General features: G+C 68.2%; 17 protein-coding genes. 10 read left to right on the top strand and 7 right to left on the bottom strand.

Translation table 11 applies throughout. The features are described from left to right. Window positions 1-140: 140 nt before the first annotated feature. The gene (locus ACQY4O_RS01475) at window positions 141-569 is read right to left on the bottom strand and encodes a CBS domain-containing protein (RefSeq protein ID WP_428374476.1); all 429 of its coding nucleotides are present in this window, start codon (window positions 567-569) and stop codon (window positions 141-143) included. Window positions 570-737: 168 nt separating this feature from the next. On the opposite strand from ACQY4O_RS01475, the gene ACQY4O_RS01480 reads away from it, so the two are divergent. The 8 genes from ACQY4O_RS01480 (at window position 738) to ACQY4O_RS01515 (ending at window position 7,802) form a co-directional block, all read left to right on the top strand. Further along, a complete protein-coding gene (locus tag ACQY4O_RS01480) occupies window positions 738-2,258 on the top strand; it encodes an MmgE/PrpD family protein (RefSeq protein ID WP_428374477.1) in 1,521 nt (506 codons plus the stop codon). Window positions 2,259-2,286: 28 nt separating this feature from the next. Then, the gene (prpC, locus tag ACQY4O_RS01485) at window positions 2,287-3,447 is read left to right on the top strand and encodes a bifunctional 2-methylcitrate synthase/citrate synthase (RefSeq protein WP_428374478.1); all 1,161 of its coding nucleotides are present in this window, start codon (window positions 2,287-2,289) and stop codon (window positions 3,445-3,447) included. A gap of 21 nt (window positions 3,448-3,468) precedes the next feature. After that, a complete protein-coding gene (prpB, locus tag ACQY4O_RS01490; RefSeq protein ID WP_428374479.1) occupies window positions 3,469-4,377 on the top strand; it encodes a methylisocitrate lyase in 909 nt (302 codons plus the stop codon). 83 nt (window positions 4,378-4,460) lie between these two features. Beyond that, complete coding sequence (locus tag ACQY4O_RS01495; RefSeq protein WP_428374480.1) at window positions 4,461-4,697, top strand: hypothetical protein; 237 nt, start codon at window positions 4,461-4,463, stop codon at window positions 4,695-4,697. Window positions 4,698-4,904: 207 nt separating this feature from the next. Continuing rightward, window positions 4,905-5,633 carry a glucosamine-6-phosphate deaminase gene (locus ACQY4O_RS01500; protein WP_428374481.1) on the top strand — a complete coding sequence of 243 codons (729 nt, stop codon included), beginning with the start codon at window positions 4,905-4,907 and terminating at the stop codon, window positions 5,631-5,633. 48 nt (window positions 5,634-5,681) lie between these two features. After that, window positions 5,682-6,785, top strand: coding sequence for an N-acetylglucosamine-6-phosphate deacetylase (nagA, locus tag ACQY4O_RS01505; protein WP_428374482.1), 1,104 nt, complete (start codon window positions 5,682-5,684; stop codon window positions 6,783-6,785). Window positions 6,786-6,936: 151 nt separating this feature from the next. Then, entirely contained in the window at window positions 6,937-7,167 is a 231-nt protein-coding gene (locus tag ACQY4O_RS01510; protein ID WP_428374483.1) for a hypothetical protein, read from the top strand. A gap of 149 nt (window positions 7,168-7,316) precedes the next feature. Then, complete coding sequence (locus ACQY4O_RS01515) at window positions 7,317-7,802, top strand: DUF2501 domain-containing protein (protein ID WP_428374484.1); 486 nt, start codon at window positions 7,317-7,319, stop codon at window positions 7,800-7,802. A 37-nt stretch (window positions 7,803-7,839) separates the two neighbouring features. Here ACQY4O_RS01515 and ACQY4O_RS01520 read toward each other — a convergent pair whose 3' ends face one another. Genes ACQY4O_RS01520 through ACQY4O_RS01530 form a run of 3 tightly spaced genes read right to left on the bottom strand, consistent with a single transcriptional unit; the run spans window position 7,840 to window position 10,037 of the window. Beyond that, entirely contained in the window at window positions 7,840-8,715 is an 876-nt protein-coding gene (locus ACQY4O_RS01520; RefSeq protein WP_428374485.1) for a dienelactone hydrolase family protein, read from the bottom strand. Between the two features lie 56 nt (window positions 8,716-8,771). Further along, entirely contained in the window at window positions 8,772-9,707 is a 936-nt protein-coding gene (locus ACQY4O_RS01525) for a hypothetical protein (protein ID WP_428374486.1), read from the bottom strand. A gap of 60 nt (window positions 9,708-9,767) precedes the next feature. Beyond that, entirely contained in the window at window positions 9,768-10,037 is a 270-nt protein-coding gene (locus tag ACQY4O_RS01530; RefSeq protein ID WP_428374487.1) for a hypothetical protein, read from the bottom strand. A 154-nt stretch (window positions 10,038-10,191) separates the two neighbouring features. On the opposite strand from ACQY4O_RS01530, the gene purB reads away from it, so the two are divergent. Both purB and ACQY4O_RS01540 read left to right on the top strand, forming a co-directional pair. Next, window positions 10,192-11,601 carry an adenylosuccinate lyase gene (gene purB, locus ACQY4O_RS01535; RefSeq protein ID WP_428374488.1) on the top strand — a complete coding sequence of 470 codons (1,410 nt, stop codon included), beginning with the start codon at window positions 10,192-10,194 and terminating at the stop codon, window positions 11,599-11,601. After that, the gene (locus tag ACQY4O_RS01540; RefSeq protein WP_428374489.1) at window positions 11,598-11,960 is read left to right on the top strand and encodes a DOPA 4,5-dioxygenase family protein; all 363 of its coding nucleotides are present in this window, start codon (window positions 11,598-11,600) and stop codon (window positions 11,958-11,960) included. The genes purB and ACQY4O_RS01540 overlap by 4 nt, the downstream gene beginning before the upstream one ends. A gap of 152 nt (window positions 11,961-12,112) precedes the next feature. Here ACQY4O_RS01540 and ACQY4O_RS01545 read toward each other — a convergent pair whose 3' ends face one another. The 3 genes from ACQY4O_RS01545 to ACQY4O_RS01555 all read right to left on the bottom strand — a co-directional run bounded on the left by ACQY4O_RS01545 (window position 12,113) and on the right by ACQY4O_RS01555 (window position 17,359). After that, the gene (locus ACQY4O_RS01545) at window positions 12,113-14,875 is read right to left on the bottom strand and encodes a patatin-like phospholipase family protein (protein WP_428374490.1); all 2,763 of its coding nucleotides are present in this window, start codon (window positions 14,873-14,875) and stop codon (window positions 12,113-12,115) included. Between the two features lie 246 nt (window positions 14,876-15,121). Next, a complete protein-coding gene (gene rocD / locus ACQY4O_RS01550) occupies window positions 15,122-16,363 on the bottom strand; it encodes an ornithine--oxo-acid transaminase (RefSeq protein ID WP_428374491.1) in 1,242 nt (413 codons plus the stop codon). 117 nt (window positions 16,364-16,480) lie between these two features. After that, window positions 16,481-17,359: a tetratricopeptide repeat protein gene (locus ACQY4O_RS01555; protein ID WP_428374492.1), complete on the bottom strand. Its 879-nt coding sequence runs from the start codon at window positions 17,357-17,359 to the stop codon at window positions 16,481-16,483. Window positions 17,360-17,369: the final 10 nt, after the last annotated feature.

Raw genomic sequence — 17,369 nt, forward strand, 5'->3', positions numbered from 1 at the left:
TACGCTGAGCGAGAAGCGCCAACGGCGCCGGCCGGCGTGACTTTCCGAGCACCGGAGCGGAGCGGCCTCGATGGCCGTTAGCACCGGAGCGCAGGAAAGCCGCGTCGGATCGCCAGCGTAGTAGCATTATCGGACAGGCTTTAGCTGGCGCCGACGTAGGCGCGCATGTTCTCCACCTCAAGGGTCTGCTGGTCCAGCAGCGCCTTGACCACGTCGCCGATGCTGACGACCCCGATCACCGCGCCGTCCTCGAGCACGGGCAGATGGCGCACCCGCTTGTCGGTCATCATCTGCATCGCGTCGCTGATCGTGGCGTCCACCGACGTGAGCGCGCGCGCCGGCGTCATCAGGCTCTCGGCGGTGAGCGGACGCACGCCGCTGGGCTGCCTGGCCATGGCGCGCACGATGTCGCGCTCGGACAGCACGCCGTGCAGTTCGGGGCCATCCATGACCAGGACGGCGCCGATCTTGTGCTGTGCAAGCACCAGCACGACCTCTGATATTGTGGTTTGCGGCGCCACCTTGATGATGCCGGCGGTCTTGTTCCGGATTATGGACGCGATCGTCATGGCCAAGCCTATCACCTTGCTGATCTGCGAAACGCCCCTGTCCCCGGGGCGAAGGGTGGGGAGCGACGCTAGCATGGGCCGGGCCGCCGACAAACTGTCCCTTAACGCCGGCGCGCCACTGCGCGATCATGCCGCCCGCGCAGCCACCAGGCAGGATTCCAGCCGGTCATGATCATCCACGACATCCGCGTGCATCCCGAGAGCGACCGCCTGCCGCGCGCGGACCAGCTGGCCTGGAAGATCGCCCGGGTCGCTGCCGACCCGGTCGCGGTCGAGCCGGCGGCGGCCGAGATGATCATCAACCGCATCATCGACAACGCCGCGGTGGCGATCGCCGCGGTGAACCGGCATCCGGTGGTCACCGCGCGGGACCAGGCGCTGGCGCATGCGCGCCCCGGCGGTGCCGCCGTCTTCGGCTGCGATCCAAGGGTGCGGGTGCATGCGGAATGGGCCGCCTGGGCGAACGGCACGGCGGTGCGCGAGCTCGACTACCACGACACCTTCCTGGCTGCGGAATATTCGCATCCCGGCGACAATATCCCGCCGATCCTGGCCGCTGCCCAGCAGACCGGCCGCAGCGGCGCCGACCTGATCCGGGGGATCGCGACCGGCTACGAGATCCAGGTCGACCTGGCGCGCGCGATCTGCCTGCACCGGCACAAGATCGACCATGTGGCGCATCTCGGCCCGTCGGCGGCGGCCGGAGTCGGCACGCTGCTCGCCCTCGCGCCGGAGCTCATCTTCCAGGCGGTGCAGCAGGCGCTGCATGTCACCACCGCGACACGGCAGTCGCGCAAGGGCGAGATCTCGTCGTGGAAGGCGTTCGCGCCGTCGCATGCCGGCAAGCTGGCGATCGAGGCGGTGGATCGCGCCATGCGCGGCGAGGGGGCGCCGAGCCCGATTTACGAGGGCGAGGACAGCGTCATCGCCTGGATGCTCGACGGCCGCGACGCCCACTACAAGGTGCCGCTGCCGGCCGAGGGTGAGGCCAAGCGGGCGATCCTCGACACCTACACCAAGGAGCATTCCGCCGAGTACCAGAGCCAGGCGCTGATCGACCTGTGCTTCCGGCTCGGCCGGCAGGTGCCCAGCCGGGACGGAATACAGGATTGGGATGCGGTGCGGGACGTGCTGATCGAGACCTCGCACCACACGCACACCGTCATCGGCACCGGTTCGAACGATCCGCAGAAGTTCGATCCCACCGCGTCGCGCGAGACGCTGGACCACTCGATCATGTACATCGTCGCGGTCGCCCTGCAGGACGGTGCCTGGCACCATGTCCGGTCCTATGCGCCGGAGCGGGTGCTGCGTGCGGATACGGTGGCGTTGTGGCGCAGGATACGCACGGTCGAGGATTCGAGATGGACCGAGCGCTATCACGCCACCGATCCCGCCATCAAGGCGTTCGGCGGCCGGATCATCATCACGCTGCGCGACGGCCGCGTGATCGCGGACGAGCTTGCCGTGGGCAATGCGCACACGCTGGGTGCGACGCCGTGGCAGCGGGCCGACTACATACGCAAGTTCGAGATCCTGACAGAGGGCATCGTCGAAAGCCCGGAGTCGCGTCGCTTCCTTGACATCGCCCAGCGCCTGCCGACGCTCGACGCCGAGGAGTTGCTGCGGCTCAACGTGGCGATCCCCGCAGCCGATCTCGCGGTGGGCCTGCCCGGGCTGTTCGGCTGAAGAACGCGCTTCGCGAAGGAGTTTGCCGATGAGTCCCACAGACAATCCGCAGCCACTGCCAAAGCCGAAGAAATCCGTGGCGCTGTCCGGCGTCGCCGCCGGCAACACCGCCTTGTGCAGCGTCGGCCGTACCGGCAACGACCTGCATTATCGCGGCTACGATATCATCGACATCGCGACCGGCTGCGAGTTCGAGGAGATCGCGCATCTGCTGGTGCACGGCCGGTTGCCGAACCGCGCCGAGCTTGCCGCCTACAAGCTTCGCCTGAGGCGCCTGCGCGGGCTGCCGGCCGCGGTGCGCAGCGTGCTGGAGGCCTTGCCGGCGGCGGCGCACCCGATGGACGTGATGCGCACCGGTGTCTCGGCCCTGGGCTGCGTGCTGCCGGAAAAGGACGACCACTCCGCGGTTGGGGCGCGCGAGATCGCCGACCGGCTGATCGCCTCGCTCGGCTCGATGCTGCTGGCCTGGTATCACCACTCGCACAGCGGCATCAGCATCGGCGTGGAAACCGACGACGACAGCATTGGCGGCCATTTTCTCAGCCTGCTGCACGGCGAGGAGCCGCGCGAGAGCTGGGTGCGCGCGATGCACACGTCGCTGAACCTGTATGCGGAACATGAATTCAATGCATCGACCTTCGCGGCAAGGGTGATCGCAGGCACCGGCTCGGACATGTATTCCGCAATCGGCGGCGGCATCGGCGCCTTGCGCGGCCCCAAGCATGGCGGCGCCAACGAGGCGGCGCTCGAGATCCAGCAGCGCTACGCCACCCCGGATGCGGCCCAGGCCGATATCCTTCGCCGGATCGCGGCCCGCGAGGTGGTGATCGGGTTCGGCCATCCGGTCTATACCGTTGCCGATCCGCGCAACGTGGTGATCAAGCAGGTGGCCCGCGCGCTGTCGGAGGAGCGCGGCTCGCTCGCGCGCTATGACGTTGCCGAGCGCATCGAGACTGTCATGGCTGATGCCAAGCGGATGTTTGCGAACCTCGACTGGTTCTCCGCGGTCTCGTACCAGCAGATGGGCGTGCCGACCGCGATGTTCACGCCGCTGTTCGTCATCGCGCGCACCGCGGGGTGGGCCGCGCACGTCATCGAGCAGCGCGAGGACGGCAAGATCATCCGTCCCTCGGCCAACTATGTCGGGCCGGAGAACCTTGCCTTCGTACCGCTCGACCAGCGCCCCTGAACATCCGGAAAGCCGCACCCCATGCCCTACCTGCTCGGATCGGACACGCCTGCGGAAACTCCGGGCCGCAGGTTCCGGCATCTGCTTGAACGCGGTGGCATCCTGCAGATCCCGGGCGCGCATAACGGCATGGCGGCGCTGCAGGCGAGGGCGGCCGGCTTTACGGCCTGCTACCTGTCGGGTGCCGCGATGACCGCCTCGATGGGACTGCCCGATCTGGGCATCATCACGGTCGACGAGGTCGCGTTCTTCATACGCCAGGTGGCACGCGCCTCGGGCTTGCCGGTGCTGGTCGATGGCGATACCGGCTATGGCGAGGCGCTCAACGTCATGCACATGGTGCGCACGTTCGAGGAGGCGGGTGCTGCGGCGGTGCATCTGGAGGACCAGCTGCTGCCGAAGAAATGCGGCCATCTCAATGATAAGAGACTTGCCGATGCGCGCGACATGGCGGCCAAGGTCGCCGCCGCGGCCCGCGCGCGGCGGGACCTGGTGATCGTCGCGCGCACCGACGCGGCCGCCTCGGAGGGCCTCGACGGCGCGCTGGCCCGGGCCAGGCTGTACGTGGAAGCCGGTGCGGATGCGATCTTCCCGGAGGCGCTGAACACCGCCGAGATGTTCCGGGCCTTCGCCCAAGGCATGCCCGGCGTGATGCTGCTCGCCAACATGACCGAGTTCGGGCGCACGCCGTTCTTCACCGCGTCCGAGTTCGAGGCGATGGGCTACGGCATGGTGATCTGGCCGGTGTCCTCGCTGCGCGTCGCCAACAAGGCGCAGGCGGAGCTGTATGCGTCGATCCGCGAGCATGGCGGCACCCAGGCGATGCTGGACCGCATGCAGACCCGGCAGGAACTCTACGACAGCATCGGGCTGCACGACTACGAGGCGCTGGACGCCTCCATCGTGCGGACCATGCTGCCGGACGGCTGACGCTACCCCAGAGACGGAGTTGCGGCCGCCTTAACCGGCGATCAACCAAAGCCGCGTCTAATGGCGCTCCAGGAGGCGGTGCAATGTTGGACGCCATGACGTGCGAGATCATTCCTTTTCCGGTCGCCGAGAAGACCATGGACGTTCTGCGCCGGGTGGTCTGGCAGCTCGACCACGGCGACCTGCTCGCGGTGGCTGCCAGCCTCGTGGAACTGGCAGCCGAGGCCTCGCGGCGCGGCAGCGAGGCGGATTTCTACGACCGCGCCAAGACGGCCTATCTCGCGCTGGAGCGCGTGCTGCTCGAGGGTGGGCGCATCTGACGATCAACCGCGCCGCGCGGCAGTGCACCAGACGGCGGGGCGGCGCGGGATGTCATCTGCAGGCCAACGGCTTCGTCGCCACCGTGCGCGCCGCGTGATACGACAAAAGGCCGCCCGGGGCAGCCTTGCCTGCCGCCCGGCGGCGGAGACGCGATGCGGTTGCCCGGCGGCGGAGACGCGATGCGGTTGCCCGGCGGCGGAGACGCGATGCGGTTGACCGTCCTGGCAGACGCGGCATCGGTCGCAGAGGCCGCGGCGCTGCATATCGCGGCGCGGCTGCGGGCCGAGCCGGCGCTGGTGCTCGGCCTGGCCACCGGGCGCACCATGGAACGCGTCCATGCCGGGCTGGCGAGGCTGCATCGCGACGCAGGCCTGAGCTTCGCGCGGTGCCGCAGTTTCAACCTGGACGAGTATGCCGGCCTGCCGCCCGACGACGCCAACGCCTACCGGCGAACGATGAATGCCGGCCTGTTCGACCTGGTCGATATCGCGTTGCCCGACACCCATGTCCCGGACGGCATGGCGCCCGACCTCGACGCGGAGGGGCGGCGCTACGAGGCGCTGATCGCGGCCAGCGGCGGCATCGGGCTGCAGGTGCTGGGCCTCGGCGAGAACGGCCATATCGGCTTCAACGAACCGGGCTCCGCGCATGACAGCCGCACCCGCGCGGTGACGCTGACGCCGGCAACGCGCAGGCAGAACCAGGCGCTGTTCGGCGGCGCGCTCGACCGCGTGCCGCGACGGGCCATCACCATGGGGATCGGCACCATCCTGGAGGCGCGCGGGATCCTGCTGGTCGCCACCGGCGCGGCCAAGGCCGCGGCCCTTGCCAGGGCGATCGCCGGCCCGCTCGACCGGCAGGTGCCGGCATCGGCCCTGCAGCGTCATCCGGACAGCATCGTCATCGCGGATGCCGAGGCCGCCGCGCGCCTGTAGCATCCGGGCGGGGATTGGGGATGCCGGAACGATGCAGGTGACAAAACGATGCAGTTGAGCGGGCGGATTGTGCTGACGGACCGGGTCATCGACGGCACCATCAGCTTCGGCGCGGTGATCACCGGCATCGAGCCGGGCGACGCTGCGGGCGAGAGCGTCATCCTGCCGGGCTTCATCGACACGCACGTGCATGGCGGCGAAGGCGGCGACACCATGGACGGGGTGGCGGGCATCGCCGCAGCTGCCCGCTACCACCTCCGGCACGGCACCACCACGCTGCTGCCGACGACCATGACGGCGCCGTGGCCCGATGTGCTGGATGCGCTGCGTGCCGTCGGCGAAGTGCGAGGCAGCGGCCTGTATGGCGGTCCCGACCTGCCGGGGGCGCATCTGGAGGGCCCGTTCATCAGCCCGCACCGGCTCGGAGCGCAGCCGCCCTTCGCCATCGAGCCGGAGCCGGCGCTGGTGCGCGAGGCGCTGGCGCTCGACGTGGTCCGGGTGGTGACCATCGCGCCGGAACTGGCCGGCGCCGCAGCAGCCATGCGGCTGTTCGCGCGGGCCGGCGTGCGGGTCAGTGCCGGCCATACGCGCTGCGGCTGCGAGCAGGCCCTGCACGCCTTCGCGTCGGTGCGCGCCGCCGGGGGCACCGCCGGCGCCACGCACCTGTTCAACGCCATGGGTGGCATCGAAGGCCGCGCGCCCGGCCTGGCCGGGGCCGTGCTGCATGACGGCCATGCCTATGCGGAACTGATCCTGGACACCCATCACGTGCATCCGATGAATTTCGCCATCGCCCGCGACATCCTCGGCGACCGGCTGCTGCTGATCACCGACGCGATGCGCGCTGCCGGCCAGGGCGAGGGGCCGAGCGAACTCGGCGGCCAGCCGGTCACGGTCCGCGACGGCATCGCCCGGCTGGATGGCGGCGCGCTCGCCGGCAGCGTGCTGACGATGGACGCCGCCTTGCGCAACGCCTGCGCGGCATCGACCGGCCTGGCGCAGGCATCCCGGCTGGTGAGCGGCAACGCGGCGGCCTATCTCGGCCTGCAGGACCGCGGCGCGCTGCGGCCCGGCCTGCGCGCCGATATCGTGGTGCTGGATGCGGCGCTGCGCGTGCAGGAAGTCTGGGTCGCGGGACGCCGCGTGGCCTGACGATCAGCGGGCCGGACCGCGGTCGCATCGTCGCCCGTTGCGCGACTACAACCGCGTCCGGAATGATCTTGTGCGCCGCACAATATGCCTTGCCGATCGTCATTCGCGGGTTATATTGCGGTGCATAAACACGCTAACGGAGCATGCACCGATGGCCCGCGCCTCTGTCACCACCCTGGATGTCACTGTCAGCCGCAGCGGCGGCCGCAGCACCGGACTGGTCGTCTCGCTGCTGGAGCGGGTGCGCTCCTATCGCCACCAGATGGCCGAGCGGAACCGCATCTGGATGGAGCTGGAACGCTCCAGCGACCGCCAACTGGCCGATCTCGGCATCGGCCGCGCCGACATCCGCTCGATCGCCGAGTGCTGCGACCTGCGCTGACCGCTTCGGTCGGCGTTGTCGGCAGCGTGAAATAAGAGTGCTTGAGCCGACCGGCCGATGCTGCGCCAGTCGTGTACGAACAGGTCCGCGGAGCGCGAGTGGCAATCGGCCGTGATCGGTCCGGGACCGTCTGCACAAGGGCGGGCTCGATGAAGATCAAGACACTGGCGGCTCTCGTACTGGTCGCTGCAGGGGCCGCGGGCAGCATCGCGGGACCGGCACGGGCCCAGCTTCTCGACAACCTCAAGGGGGCCGCGGGCAACTACGGCGGCCGGACATCGGGCCTGTCTTCCGAGGGGGGCATGTCCTCCGGTGTGGGCATGTCCTCCGGCGGAATGGGCGGCCTGTCGATGCCTTCGGTGAATTCCGCGAGCAGCAGCAACATCGGCGGGGTGTTGCAATATTGCATCCGCAACAAATACCTGGGCGGCGGCAAGGCCGGCTCGGTCAAGAGCGGGTTGATGAGCAAGCTCGGCAGCCAGACCGGGGACCGCCAGTTCGCCGCCGGCAATCGCGGCCAGCTCGAGACCGGGCCAGGGCAGAGCTACGGCCTCGGCGGCGGCGGCGGCATCAAGGGCCGCGTCACTGACAAGGTCTGCGGCATGGTCCTGCAGCACGCCAAATCGCTCATCTGACCCGGCTGGGCCCGGCTGGGCCTGCCTGGGGATCGTCTCAGCCGACGCCGTTGCGGTGCAGCCAGGCCAGCATCCGGTGCCAGCCATCCTCCGCGGGTCCCTGCCGGTAGCTTGACCGGTAGTCGGCATGGAAGCCGTGCGGCGTGTCCGGATAGACGACGATCTCGACCGTCCGTCCGGCGGCCCGTGCTGCCGCTTCGGCGGCGCGGATCTGGTCCGGGGTGGTGCTCGGGTCGGCACCGCCATACAGACCGAGCAACGGGCATTTCAACTTCCCCGCCATCTCGCCGGCATTGTGCGGCTGGATCGCACTGGTCTCTCCCCCCAGCGGGCCATACCAGGCGATCGCCGCCTTCAGGCTCGGGTTGTGCGCGGCATAGAGCCAGACGTCGCGGCCGCCGCGGCAGAAGCCGGTCACCGCGAGATGCCGGGGGTCGCCGTCGCCGTTGCCCGACGCCCAGGCGGCGGTCGCGTCGAGATCGCTCAGGATGGTCGCGTCGGGCGCCCGGCTGATGACGTCGCGGACGATCAGATGCGGGTCGGTCATCTTGGAAAGATCGCCCAGGCGAGCATACAGCTCGGGTGCCACTGCCAGGTAGCCGGCCTTGGCCAGCCGCCGGCAGACATCCTTGATGTAGTCGTGCACCCCGAAGATCTCCTCGATCACCAGGACGATCGGGAACGGTCCGGCGCCTGCGGGACGGGCCGCATAGGCGGGCAGCGTGCCGTCGGCGACCGGCACCTGCACCTCGCCGGCCACCAGCCCCGCACCGTCGGTATGGATCGGCGCCGCGTCGGCATGCCGGGCCGCCAGCGTGAGCCCGGTCATCAGCGACGTCATCACGAAGCCGCGCCGGGCCAGGGGCGCGCCGGCCGGCGCGCGCAGCCCATCCAGTCCGAAGCGTGCCACCATGCGTGTCCTCCCTGTCTATCCGATGGGCGGGAGCTTGATCCCGCCCGGCCGTCCGATCAACCGGGTCGCGCGGCGCCGGTATCGAGCAGACGCGCCTCGTGCGGCGTGCCGCTCGTGGTATTGGGCAGGGTGTCCAGGCGAGCCGGCGCCGGATAGCCGCCGCGTACCCAGGCCAGGCGCTGCAGCGTGTCGAACCAGAACGGCGCGCCGACCAGGGCCGCCGCCGCCGCGACGCCCCAGCCGGACAGCATCGTCAGCACACCCGGCCAGCCGTTGCGCGGATCGGTGGCCCAGTCGGTCCAGCCGATCAGGCTGCTGCGCTCGAGTCGGGCGAGCGCATTCTGCAGCGTCACGGCGTCGCCCCCCAGGCTGGCGTCCCCCAGGCTGGCGCCGAGCAGGTTGACCAAGGCCGGCCGCTGCCACACCTCGGCGGTGACGTGCAGCACGTCGGCATTGAGGATGGCCGCGACGGCGAAGGCGGCGACGAACGCGATCAGCTGGGCGCGGCGCCGGTACCAGCCGCTGAGCCGGAGCATCGAGCCGTCGAACCAGGCAGCCATCGCACCCTGGAACAGCCCGAGATCGCCGGAGGCCTGTCGCAGCAGGGTCTGCAGCACGCGGCGCAGCCTGTCGTCGGGAAGTGCTGCGATGCTGCCGGCCAGGTCATGCTCGGTGTGCCGGGCCTGCAGCACGTCGGTGAGCGCCAGTGCGAAGTCGCGCGGGTGGATGAAGGCGGGGCGATTGGCGGTGCGGCCGCCGTGCGGCGGCCGCACGCAGGCGAGCGGATCGACCAGGGCATGCTCGTACACGGCACGCGCCATGCCGTCGAAGTCCGGATCGCTCAACAGCCGCGAGATGCCGCACAGCAGCGTGGTCTGGCGCAGTCCCAGGAGCGCGGCGATGGCTTCCGTGATCGCGCTGGCGGCGAGGCTGACGCCGAGGAACGTGAACACCACGGCAAGCAGCACGTCGAGGATGGTACTGCCGAACATGCGTTGCGCCCCCGCTCACCGAGTTGACGATCATGCGCTGTCCCCGCGGCGGCCGTGAGCTTATTGCCGATCCACCGCGGCCCGCGCGACACGCGGCCAGCGTCGCACCACCAGGTCCCAGGCCTGCTGCGCCGACTGCGGCACCAGCTCGTCGAGCTCGTCGAGCAGCGCATCGGGCAGACGTGCCAGCAGGGTGGCCAGCGAATAGATCCGCCCGTCATGCTCGACGGCGAGCAGCGAGGTCCCGGCCTGCGCCCGGCGCGTGTTCCCGGCCGGCTCGACCCGCAGCGGCACCACCGGCGCCGGGAATGCAATGACGTTGTCGTCCACGGCCTGATCCTCCCGCACCGGCTTACGAGCAGGACCATGTTCTCTTTTCGTTCTGGATGCAAGATCGCTCGGAGCTTTGGCGCCGGCTTGGTCGCGTGGCGGCGATGCGCTACTGCTGCCCCGGCTGAGAACGGACGATCCGGAGGGTTGCGCAGTGTCTGAAACGCCGTCGCCGGATGGGCGCGTCGCCGACCCGCAGGCCGATTTTGCCGCCACCGCGCTCACCTCGCTCGACGGCCGCTATCGCGCCGCCACCCGGCCACTCGCCGAACGGATCTCAGAATTCGCGCTGATGCGCAACCGTGTGCGCGTCGAGGTCGAATGGTTCGTGTTCCTGTCGGGCATCGAGGCCATCGCGGAACTGCCGCCGACCGATGCCGCGACCGCCGCGCGGTTGCGGGCTCTGCATGTCGGCTTCGACGATGCCGCATTCGCGCGGATCAAGGCCATCGAGCGACGCACCAACCACGACATGAAGGCGGTCGAATACTACGTCAAGGAACAGCTCGACGGCACGCCCTTGCAGCCGTACCGCGAATTCGTGCATTTCGCCTGTACTTCCGAAGACATCAACAACATCTCGTACGCGCTCATGCTGCGCGACGCGGTGCGCGAGGTCTGGCGGCCGCAGGTGCAGGCGGTGCGCGAGCGGCTTGCCGGCATGGCGCTGCAGTGGCGCGACGTTGCGATCCTGACCCGGACGCATGGGCAGCCGGCCACGCCTTCGACACTGGGCAAGGAGATCGCGGTGTTTGCCTTTCGCCTGCAGCGCCAGCTCCGGGCGGTGGACCAGCTCGAGTTCCTGGGCAAGATCAACGGCGCCACCGGCACCTTCAGTGCGCACGTGCTGGCCTATCCCGGACTGGACTGGGAGACGCTCTCGCGGGCGTTCGTCGAGAGCTTCGGTCTGGTGCATAATCCGCTGACCACCCAGATCGAGCCGCACGACTTCATGGCCGAGGCGTTCCACGCCATGCAGCGCGTGCACACCATCTGCACCGACCTGTGCGTCGATGCCTGGCTCTATATCAGCATCGGCTATTTCCGGCAGCGCCTGGTGGCCGGCGAGGTCGGCTCCTCGACCATGCCGCACAAGGTGAACCCGATCGACTTCGAGAACGCCGAAGCTAATTTCGGGCTGGCGAACGCCACGCTGCAGCATCTTGCGACGAAGCTACCGGTCTCGCGCCTGCAACGCGACCTCAGCGACAGCGCGACGCTGCGCAGCATCGGCTCGGCGATCGGCCATGGCTGCGTCGCGCTGACGGCGTTGTTGCGCGGCCTGGGCAAGCTGGAGCTGGACGCGACACACATCGCCAGGGTTCTCGATGGCGCCTGGGAGATCCTCGGCGAGGGCGTGCAGACCGTCATGCGCAAGGCCGGCGGCGACGACCCCTACGACCAGATGAAGCAGCTCACCCGCGGGGGCACCCTGACACGCGAGAGCTACCTTGCCTTCATCGCCGCATCGGATCTGGACGCGGCCGAGAAGCGGCGCCTGTCGGCGGTGACACCAGCGGACTATACCGGTCGCGCCTCCGCCCTGGTGGACAACGTGACATGACGGCGCCGGTCCCGACCGCCACGATCAGGAACTACCACGCCCACATCTATTACGATCCTGGCGTGACCGAGGACGCGGCCGCCCGGCTGCGCGACCGGGTCGCCGAGGCGTTTCCAGGCGCGTTGCTAGGCCGGTGGCACGCGGTACCGGTCGGACCGCACACCAGGGCGATGTTCCAGATCGCGTTTCCCGCTGCCTTGTTTGCCAGCCTGGTGCCCTGGCTGCTGCTCAACCGGGACGGGCTGGACATCCTGCTGCACCCGGAAACCGGCGACGATCCAGCCGACCACACGACGCACGCGGCATGGCTCGGCGAGAAGCTGCCGCTGCACATCGAGGCATTGCAGGGCAGGAAGTAAGGCTCTGCTACCGCAGCGCCGGCGTGAGCCGTTTCACCAGCCGCCATTGCCAAGCGGACGTCATCGGACGATTGACGAGGTCGCGCCTCCATCGTCGGTGGAAGCTTCTGAACCGCAGGTCTTGTCTGCGGTGAGATAGGTGCCGCTTCATTTCAAGCCGCCGTGTTCATGTTCGCGGCAGCCATAGTGGGCGCATTGAGCAGTTCTGCCAACTCGGCCGATGCCGCCGCTGCCTGCTCCATGCCAAGCTCACGGTAGCTCTCGAAGGTGAGCTCGGTGAAGAACTGGTCGGTCGTGCTGACGTGCGGAAAATCCGGATGGCTTGCCTTGTAGGCCTGTAGCTGCGCGGAGGCGAAATAGGACAGGCACGGCTTGATGCAGATGAGTTCCCCGTCTGGCGCATCTTTATACTTGATAGCCGCCCGCCTGGCCTTGTTCCAGAATCGCCTGGATGGAATTTCAACCAGACCGTCGAACTTCACCGTCGCAACGCCGTCGATCTCGGCATATGCGATGGTCCGGCAGAGGTCCGAACACTCGAACTCGGCATCGGCTCCGGCATCGATGACCACGATGCGTCTGCATTTGCGCCTCAGCATTTCGTAGAGCCCGAGATTATCAAAATGGCCTCCATCCGACAGATAGAGCGAATTGCCGGAATCATCGCTACGGCCGGTGAGATCTCCGAGAAGCGAGGCCAGAGCCGAGACCGGGTTTGTCTTCTTCATTTTGAGTTCGTCCGCGCCGGCCATGGCGGGGTTCGGCAGCCATGCGCCGAGCCGAAGGTTGAACAAGGTCATGATAAAGGCAGCGAGCGGCGAGCTGTAGTAACCCATGTTCGGGCTGACAGCGGCTCCCGAAATGGTCATGGCGGTTCCGAGCGAAATGCCCAGCATCTTGTCCTCCGGGCCGGTCTCCATCTCCGTGCCACCCGCATAGTAGCAGGAGTGGACGTAGCACCCTGATCTTTTGCCATCCGGGTCCAGCTTGCGGCCGGGCTTTAAAAGCCAGTACGATCCGCAGTGCTGCGGCGTGATTGTGAACGGCGCCCCCTTGCGATCCAGATGGGCGGTATCAGGGCTCGCGGTCAGGTTCATGGTGACGTTGATGACCGGGAACAACCTGTCGACCCCCGTGCGGTCGATGCAGTCCCACATGCGCAGGTTATCACTCGGATCAAACCCGGTGTAGCTGTCCGGCCGCCGATCTGTGGTCTTGACAGCCGTGCCGAGAAAGCCGCGGATCAGGCGGTTACGGTAGTAGGCATGCAACGAAAACCGGTTGACCTTTAGATACAGGTTCAGGAGAAACAAGCAAAAGCCCAGCAAGATGGCTATCTCTAAGATGGCAGGGCCGTAGAATGCCTGCGTCCAGTAGCGTGATCCGAATAGTGCCGGCAAGCGCATAGCAATCCCCATCGCGAGCCGACCGCACAGCATCAGGGTTGTCGTCAGGAAGATCAACCCGATCGCCGTGATGAAGACATTCAACCGGAGCCAGCCCTTGCCCGATCGTGCAATGCCTGTTCCGCCTGGGCGGCGCGCCGTCGCCTCCGGCAGGAGCTTGGCACTGCTGGCAACGAAGGCCACGACTGGGCCGGTGGCAAACCCGGCCACCGAGATGAGCGCGGTGTACGCATCCCGTGGGAAAGCCCACTCGGAGAACTTCAGGCTGGACACGGCAATGAACGTGTACATCATGACGTAGAGCAGCTTATTCGCGTTCAGTCTGGCGAGCCATTCCCGATCGAGATCGGCTCGGATGCCACCAGAGCGTATGGCGACATAGAACGTCGTGCGCAGGATATCCGAGATCATGACACAGGCCGGACCAAGGACCGCAACCCAAACGGCTCCGGTCATGCTGGCGAGGCAAAGGCTGCCATACAGCAGGCCTGCAGACAGGGCCGATGCCACAGGCCATCCGATCAGGTTGCTGTAGAACGTCTGGCGGTGCTCGCGAGCCAGGGGCAAGCCCCGCTCGCGTTTCAAGACTCTGCGCCATGCGATCAGGTAGCCGCACACGCTCGCCATCAGCGCAATGCCAGGCAGGACGAGGAGGGACACTCCCGGGCGGCCGTGCAGAAACGGGACATCGAAACTCCCGTGGGCGATGGCGGGAACCCCGGCCAGCGGTGCGAGCAGCACCCATGCAAGGGCAGGGAGCACGACGCGCTCGGTGACCTCCGCTTCCGTCGGCCCATATCCTTTGGTGCCGGATGACGGTGCGCTAGCGGGTTGCGCCCCCTCGTCCGGATGCCGGTGGCTCGGCAGGTGGCAGGCACCGGCATCGATCGCGCAGGTCAGGCTGGCGAAGGCCGCGATCAGCAGCACGATCTGCAGGATTCCGGAACCTGGCTGCAAGGCAAGCATGCCGATCGTCCAGGCGTAGAAAATCGGAAAGCAGACGAGCAGGAGCATGAGCGGCGCGATCGCCGACAGGTTGATCAGAGTGTTCCGGCACCAGATCAGAGCGCTCTCCCACGTGTCGAGGCTGAACAGTCCGGGAGTGGGGGTCAGGAAGTTCGTGTAGCGCCGGAGGGGGCGTATCGACGACGGCCCGATGAGCAGCGGCTCGGGTGGAGGGGTCTTTCCGGCCCAGCGCCGATACGCGCGGCTGCGCGTAAGCCAGCTGCCAATGAAGCCGCCGCCGGAGACGGTGGACAGGTAGTGGAATTTGTCCAGCAGGCCCTGAGCTTCAAGCGACTGCAGGACCCCTAGGCAGAACGCCGCGCTGCGAATGCCCCCTCCGGACAGGCACAACGCATTTGCCTGTTCAGGGTCTTCCAGGCCTATCGCCTTGCGTTCCTCCTTAAGAACGTCTTCCCAGGCCAGCTGGGCGAAAACTGGCTCGGGCGGGTTTCCTGCGGGATCATTCGGCAGGCCGGTCGGATCACCTGGCTTCGTTCCGTCCATGACCTTCTCGCTTTCGAACGATCAAGACAGACGCGGGAACACGCCGGATGTGGGTAAAGCCGGACGACCACAGGCCAGGCAGCCGCAGCCAATCCGTTTCGACTATCGCGAGAGTATGGGGACGGCAACAGCATTTCTGCGGGGCGTCGCATAATCGTTCGCGGGGTTCCGACATCGAGGCGGAGCCCCGAATCAGCGGCCCCGACGGTTGTTTGCAGGCGTGATAATCCTGAACCGTCCAGCCTGCTACCGCAGCACCGCGGCGAACTGCTCGACCAGCCAGTCGACCTCCGCCTCCTTGATCACCAGCGGCGGCGCGATCCGGATGGTGTCGGTGTGCGTCTCCTTGCACAGCACGCCTCTACGGCGCAGCGCTTCGCAGAACCGGCGCGCGCCGCCGCGATCGGGGTCGAGTTCGAGGGCGATCATCAGGCCGCGGCCGCGTATCGCGCGCGCGCGGTCCGCACTGGTCTCGCGCAGGCCGCGCAGCAGCCGCTCGCCCATGCGGGCGGAATTGCCGATCATGTCTTCCTCGACCAGCACCCTGAGCGCCATTCGCGCCACTGCGCAGGCGAGCGGGTTGCCCCCGAAGGTCGAGCCGTGTTCGCCCGGCTTCAGCACGCCCAGCGCCGCCTCGTGCGACAGCACCGCCGATACCGGATAAAAGCCCCCCGAGAGCGCCTTGCCGATCAGCGTCAGGTCGGCCTCGATGCCGTCATGCTCCTCGGCCAGCAGCGTCCCGGTGCGTCCGAGCCCGGTCTGGATCTCGTCGAGGATCAGCAGCACGTCATGCCCGGTGCACAGATCACGGGCGCGCTTCAGGAAGCCGGCCGGCGGGATCACCACGCCGGCCTCGCCCTGGATCGGCTCGACGAGGAAGGCGGCGGTGCGCGGGGTGATGGCACGCTCGAGCGCATCGGCGTCGCCGTACGGGATCACCTTGAAGCCCGGCGTGAAGGGTCCGAAGCCGTGTCGGGACGCATCATCGGTGCTGAACGAGATCACCGAGAGGGTGCGGCCGTGGAAATTGCCGTCGCAGACGATGATCTCGGCCTCGTCGGCGGCGACGCCCTTCACCTGGTAGGCCCATTTGCGCGCCACCTTCAGCGCGCTCTCCACCGCCTCGGCGCCGGAGTTCATCGGCAGAACCTTGTGCGAGCCGGTCAGCTTGCAGAGCTCTTCGTAGAAGGGTGCGAGCTGGTCGTTGTGGAAGGCGCGCGAGGTCAGTGTCAGGCGACCAGCCTGCGCGGTCAGCGCGGCCAGGATGCGCGGGTGGCAGTGGCCCTGGTTGACCGCGGAATAGGCCGACAGGCAGTCGAGGTAGCGGTTGGCGTCGACATCCCACACCCACACCCCGAGGCCGCGTGTCAGCACGACGTCGAGCGGCTTGTAGTTGTGCGCACCGAGGCGAGCCTCGGTCGCGAGCAGGGAGGTTGCGAGACCCGCGCTGCCAGGAACGAGATCAGGCACGAGGTCGGCGTAGCTCATGGAGGACGATCCGTTGCTGCCGGCTGCCGCTTGAAACGGGGGCGTTAGCCTAGCGGCAGCCGGCACCCCGGGGCGAGGACTGATTTGCCATCCAAGCAGCCGGCACGCCGGTGCAGCTCAGCCTGCCCTGCGCAGCGTGAAGGCGGTCCAGGCCCCGATACTGTAGTCGGCGGTGGTCGGCGAGACGGTATAGACGCGCCAGGCGTAGCTTCGATGCCCCGGCGCGACATGCACCAGGGCCGCCGTCGCGTCGGTATAGGCGGCGTAGATCTCGCGGCTCTTGCTGCCGTCGCGCGCCACCACCTGCAGGAAGAAGCGGACCGGCACCGCCTGGGACGGCGCGGTCCAGACGATCTCGACCGCGTTCGGCGCCAGCGTCGCACCCGGCCTCGGCGCCACCGGATGCACCGGGCGCAGGCTGGCGCTCGGCGCGCCGCTGGTGCCGGGATGCGAGGACAGCGCCTCGACATGGTCTGCGGCCGCGGGCAGGCCGCCGATCGCCGCCAGGTGGAACCAGGCCCGCGCGACCGGCTTGTTCCGGGGCACGCCATCGCCGGTGCTGTACAGCAGGCCGAGATTGTACTGCGCGCGATGGTTGCCGTGTGTCGCGGCGCGGGCGTACCACTCGGCAGCGAGCGCCGTGTTGTGCGGCACGCCACGGGCGCTGTCGGACATCACGGCGACATTGAATTCTGCCGGTGCATAGCCCGCCTCGGCGGCCCGGCGGTACCAGCGGAAGGCGTCGGCGGCGTTCTCCCGGGTGCCCTGGCCCAGATCCGACATCAACCCGAGCCGGTAGGCAGCGTCGGCGTCGCCGGCGGCGGCGAGTGACGACCAGACGCCCCGGGCCTGCGCATAGTCGCCGTTCGCGTAGGCATGGGCGGCATCGGCACGCGGGCTCGCAAGGGCCGCACGGCCGGCTCCGGCCTGGACGGCCAGCAGGCCGAGCACCGCAACCGCGGTGCGTCCGACCCGTGTCCGTCCAGGCACCGGCACGCGCAAGTCC

It is taken from the genome of Lichenicoccus sp., assembly GCF_965277665.1.
Lineage (GTDB): Bacteria > Pseudomonadota > Alphaproteobacteria > Acetobacterales > Acetobacteraceae > Lichenicoccus.

What these genes read in the sequence shown, in the direction of transcription:
- ACQY4O_RS01475 (WP_428374476.1), bottom strand. Translation starts at nt 569, where the DNA reads ATGACGATCGCGTCCATAATCCGGAACAAGACCGCCGGCATCATCAAG.
- ACQY4O_RS01480 (WP_428374477.1), top strand. Translation starts at nt 738, where the DNA reads ATGATCATCCACGACATCCGCGTGCATCCCGAGAGCGACCGCCTGCCG.
- prpC (WP_428374478.1), top strand. Translation starts at nt 2,287, where the DNA reads ATGAGTCCCACAGACAATCCGCAGCCACTGCCAAAGCCGAAGAAATCC.
- prpB (WP_428374479.1), top strand. Translation starts at nt 3,469, where the DNA reads ATGCCCTACCTGCTCGGATCGGACACGCCTGCGGAAACTCCGGGCCGC.
- ACQY4O_RS01495 (WP_428374480.1), top strand. Translation starts at nt 4,461, where the DNA reads ATGTTGGACGCCATGACGTGCGAGATCATTCCTTTTCCGGTCGCCGAG.
- ACQY4O_RS01500 (WP_428374481.1), top strand. Translation starts at nt 4,905, where the DNA reads ATGCGGTTGACCGTCCTGGCAGACGCGGCATCGGTCGCAGAGGCCGCG.
- nagA (WP_428374482.1), top strand. Translation starts at nt 5,682, where the DNA reads ATGCAGTTGAGCGGGCGGATTGTGCTGACGGACCGGGTCATCGACGGC.
- ACQY4O_RS01510 (WP_428374483.1), top strand. Translation starts at nt 6,937, where the DNA reads ATGGCCCGCGCCTCTGTCACCACCCTGGATGTCACTGTCAGCCGCAGC.
- ACQY4O_RS01515 (WP_428374484.1), top strand. Translation starts at nt 7,317, where the DNA reads ATGAAGATCAAGACACTGGCGGCTCTCGTACTGGTCGCTGCAGGGGCC.
- ACQY4O_RS01520 (WP_428374485.1), bottom strand. Translation starts at nt 8,715, where the DNA reads ATGGTGGCACGCTTCGGACTGGATGGGCTGCGCGCGCCGGCCGGCGCG.
- ACQY4O_RS01525 (WP_428374486.1), bottom strand. Translation starts at nt 9,707, where the DNA reads ATGTTCGGCAGTACCATCCTCGACGTGCTGCTTGCCGTGGTGTTCACG.
- ACQY4O_RS01540 (WP_428374489.1), top strand. Translation starts at nt 11,598, where the DNA reads ATGACGGCGCCGGTCCCGACCGCCACGATCAGGAACTACCACGCCCAC.
- ACQY4O_RS01545 (WP_428374490.1), bottom strand. Translation starts at nt 14,875, where the DNA reads ATGGACGGAACGAAGCCAGGTGATCCGACCGGCCTGCCGAATGATCCC.
- rocD (WP_428374491.1), bottom strand. Translation starts at nt 16,363, where the DNA reads ATGAGCTACGCCGACCTCGTGCCTGATCTCGTTCCTGGCAGCGCGGGT.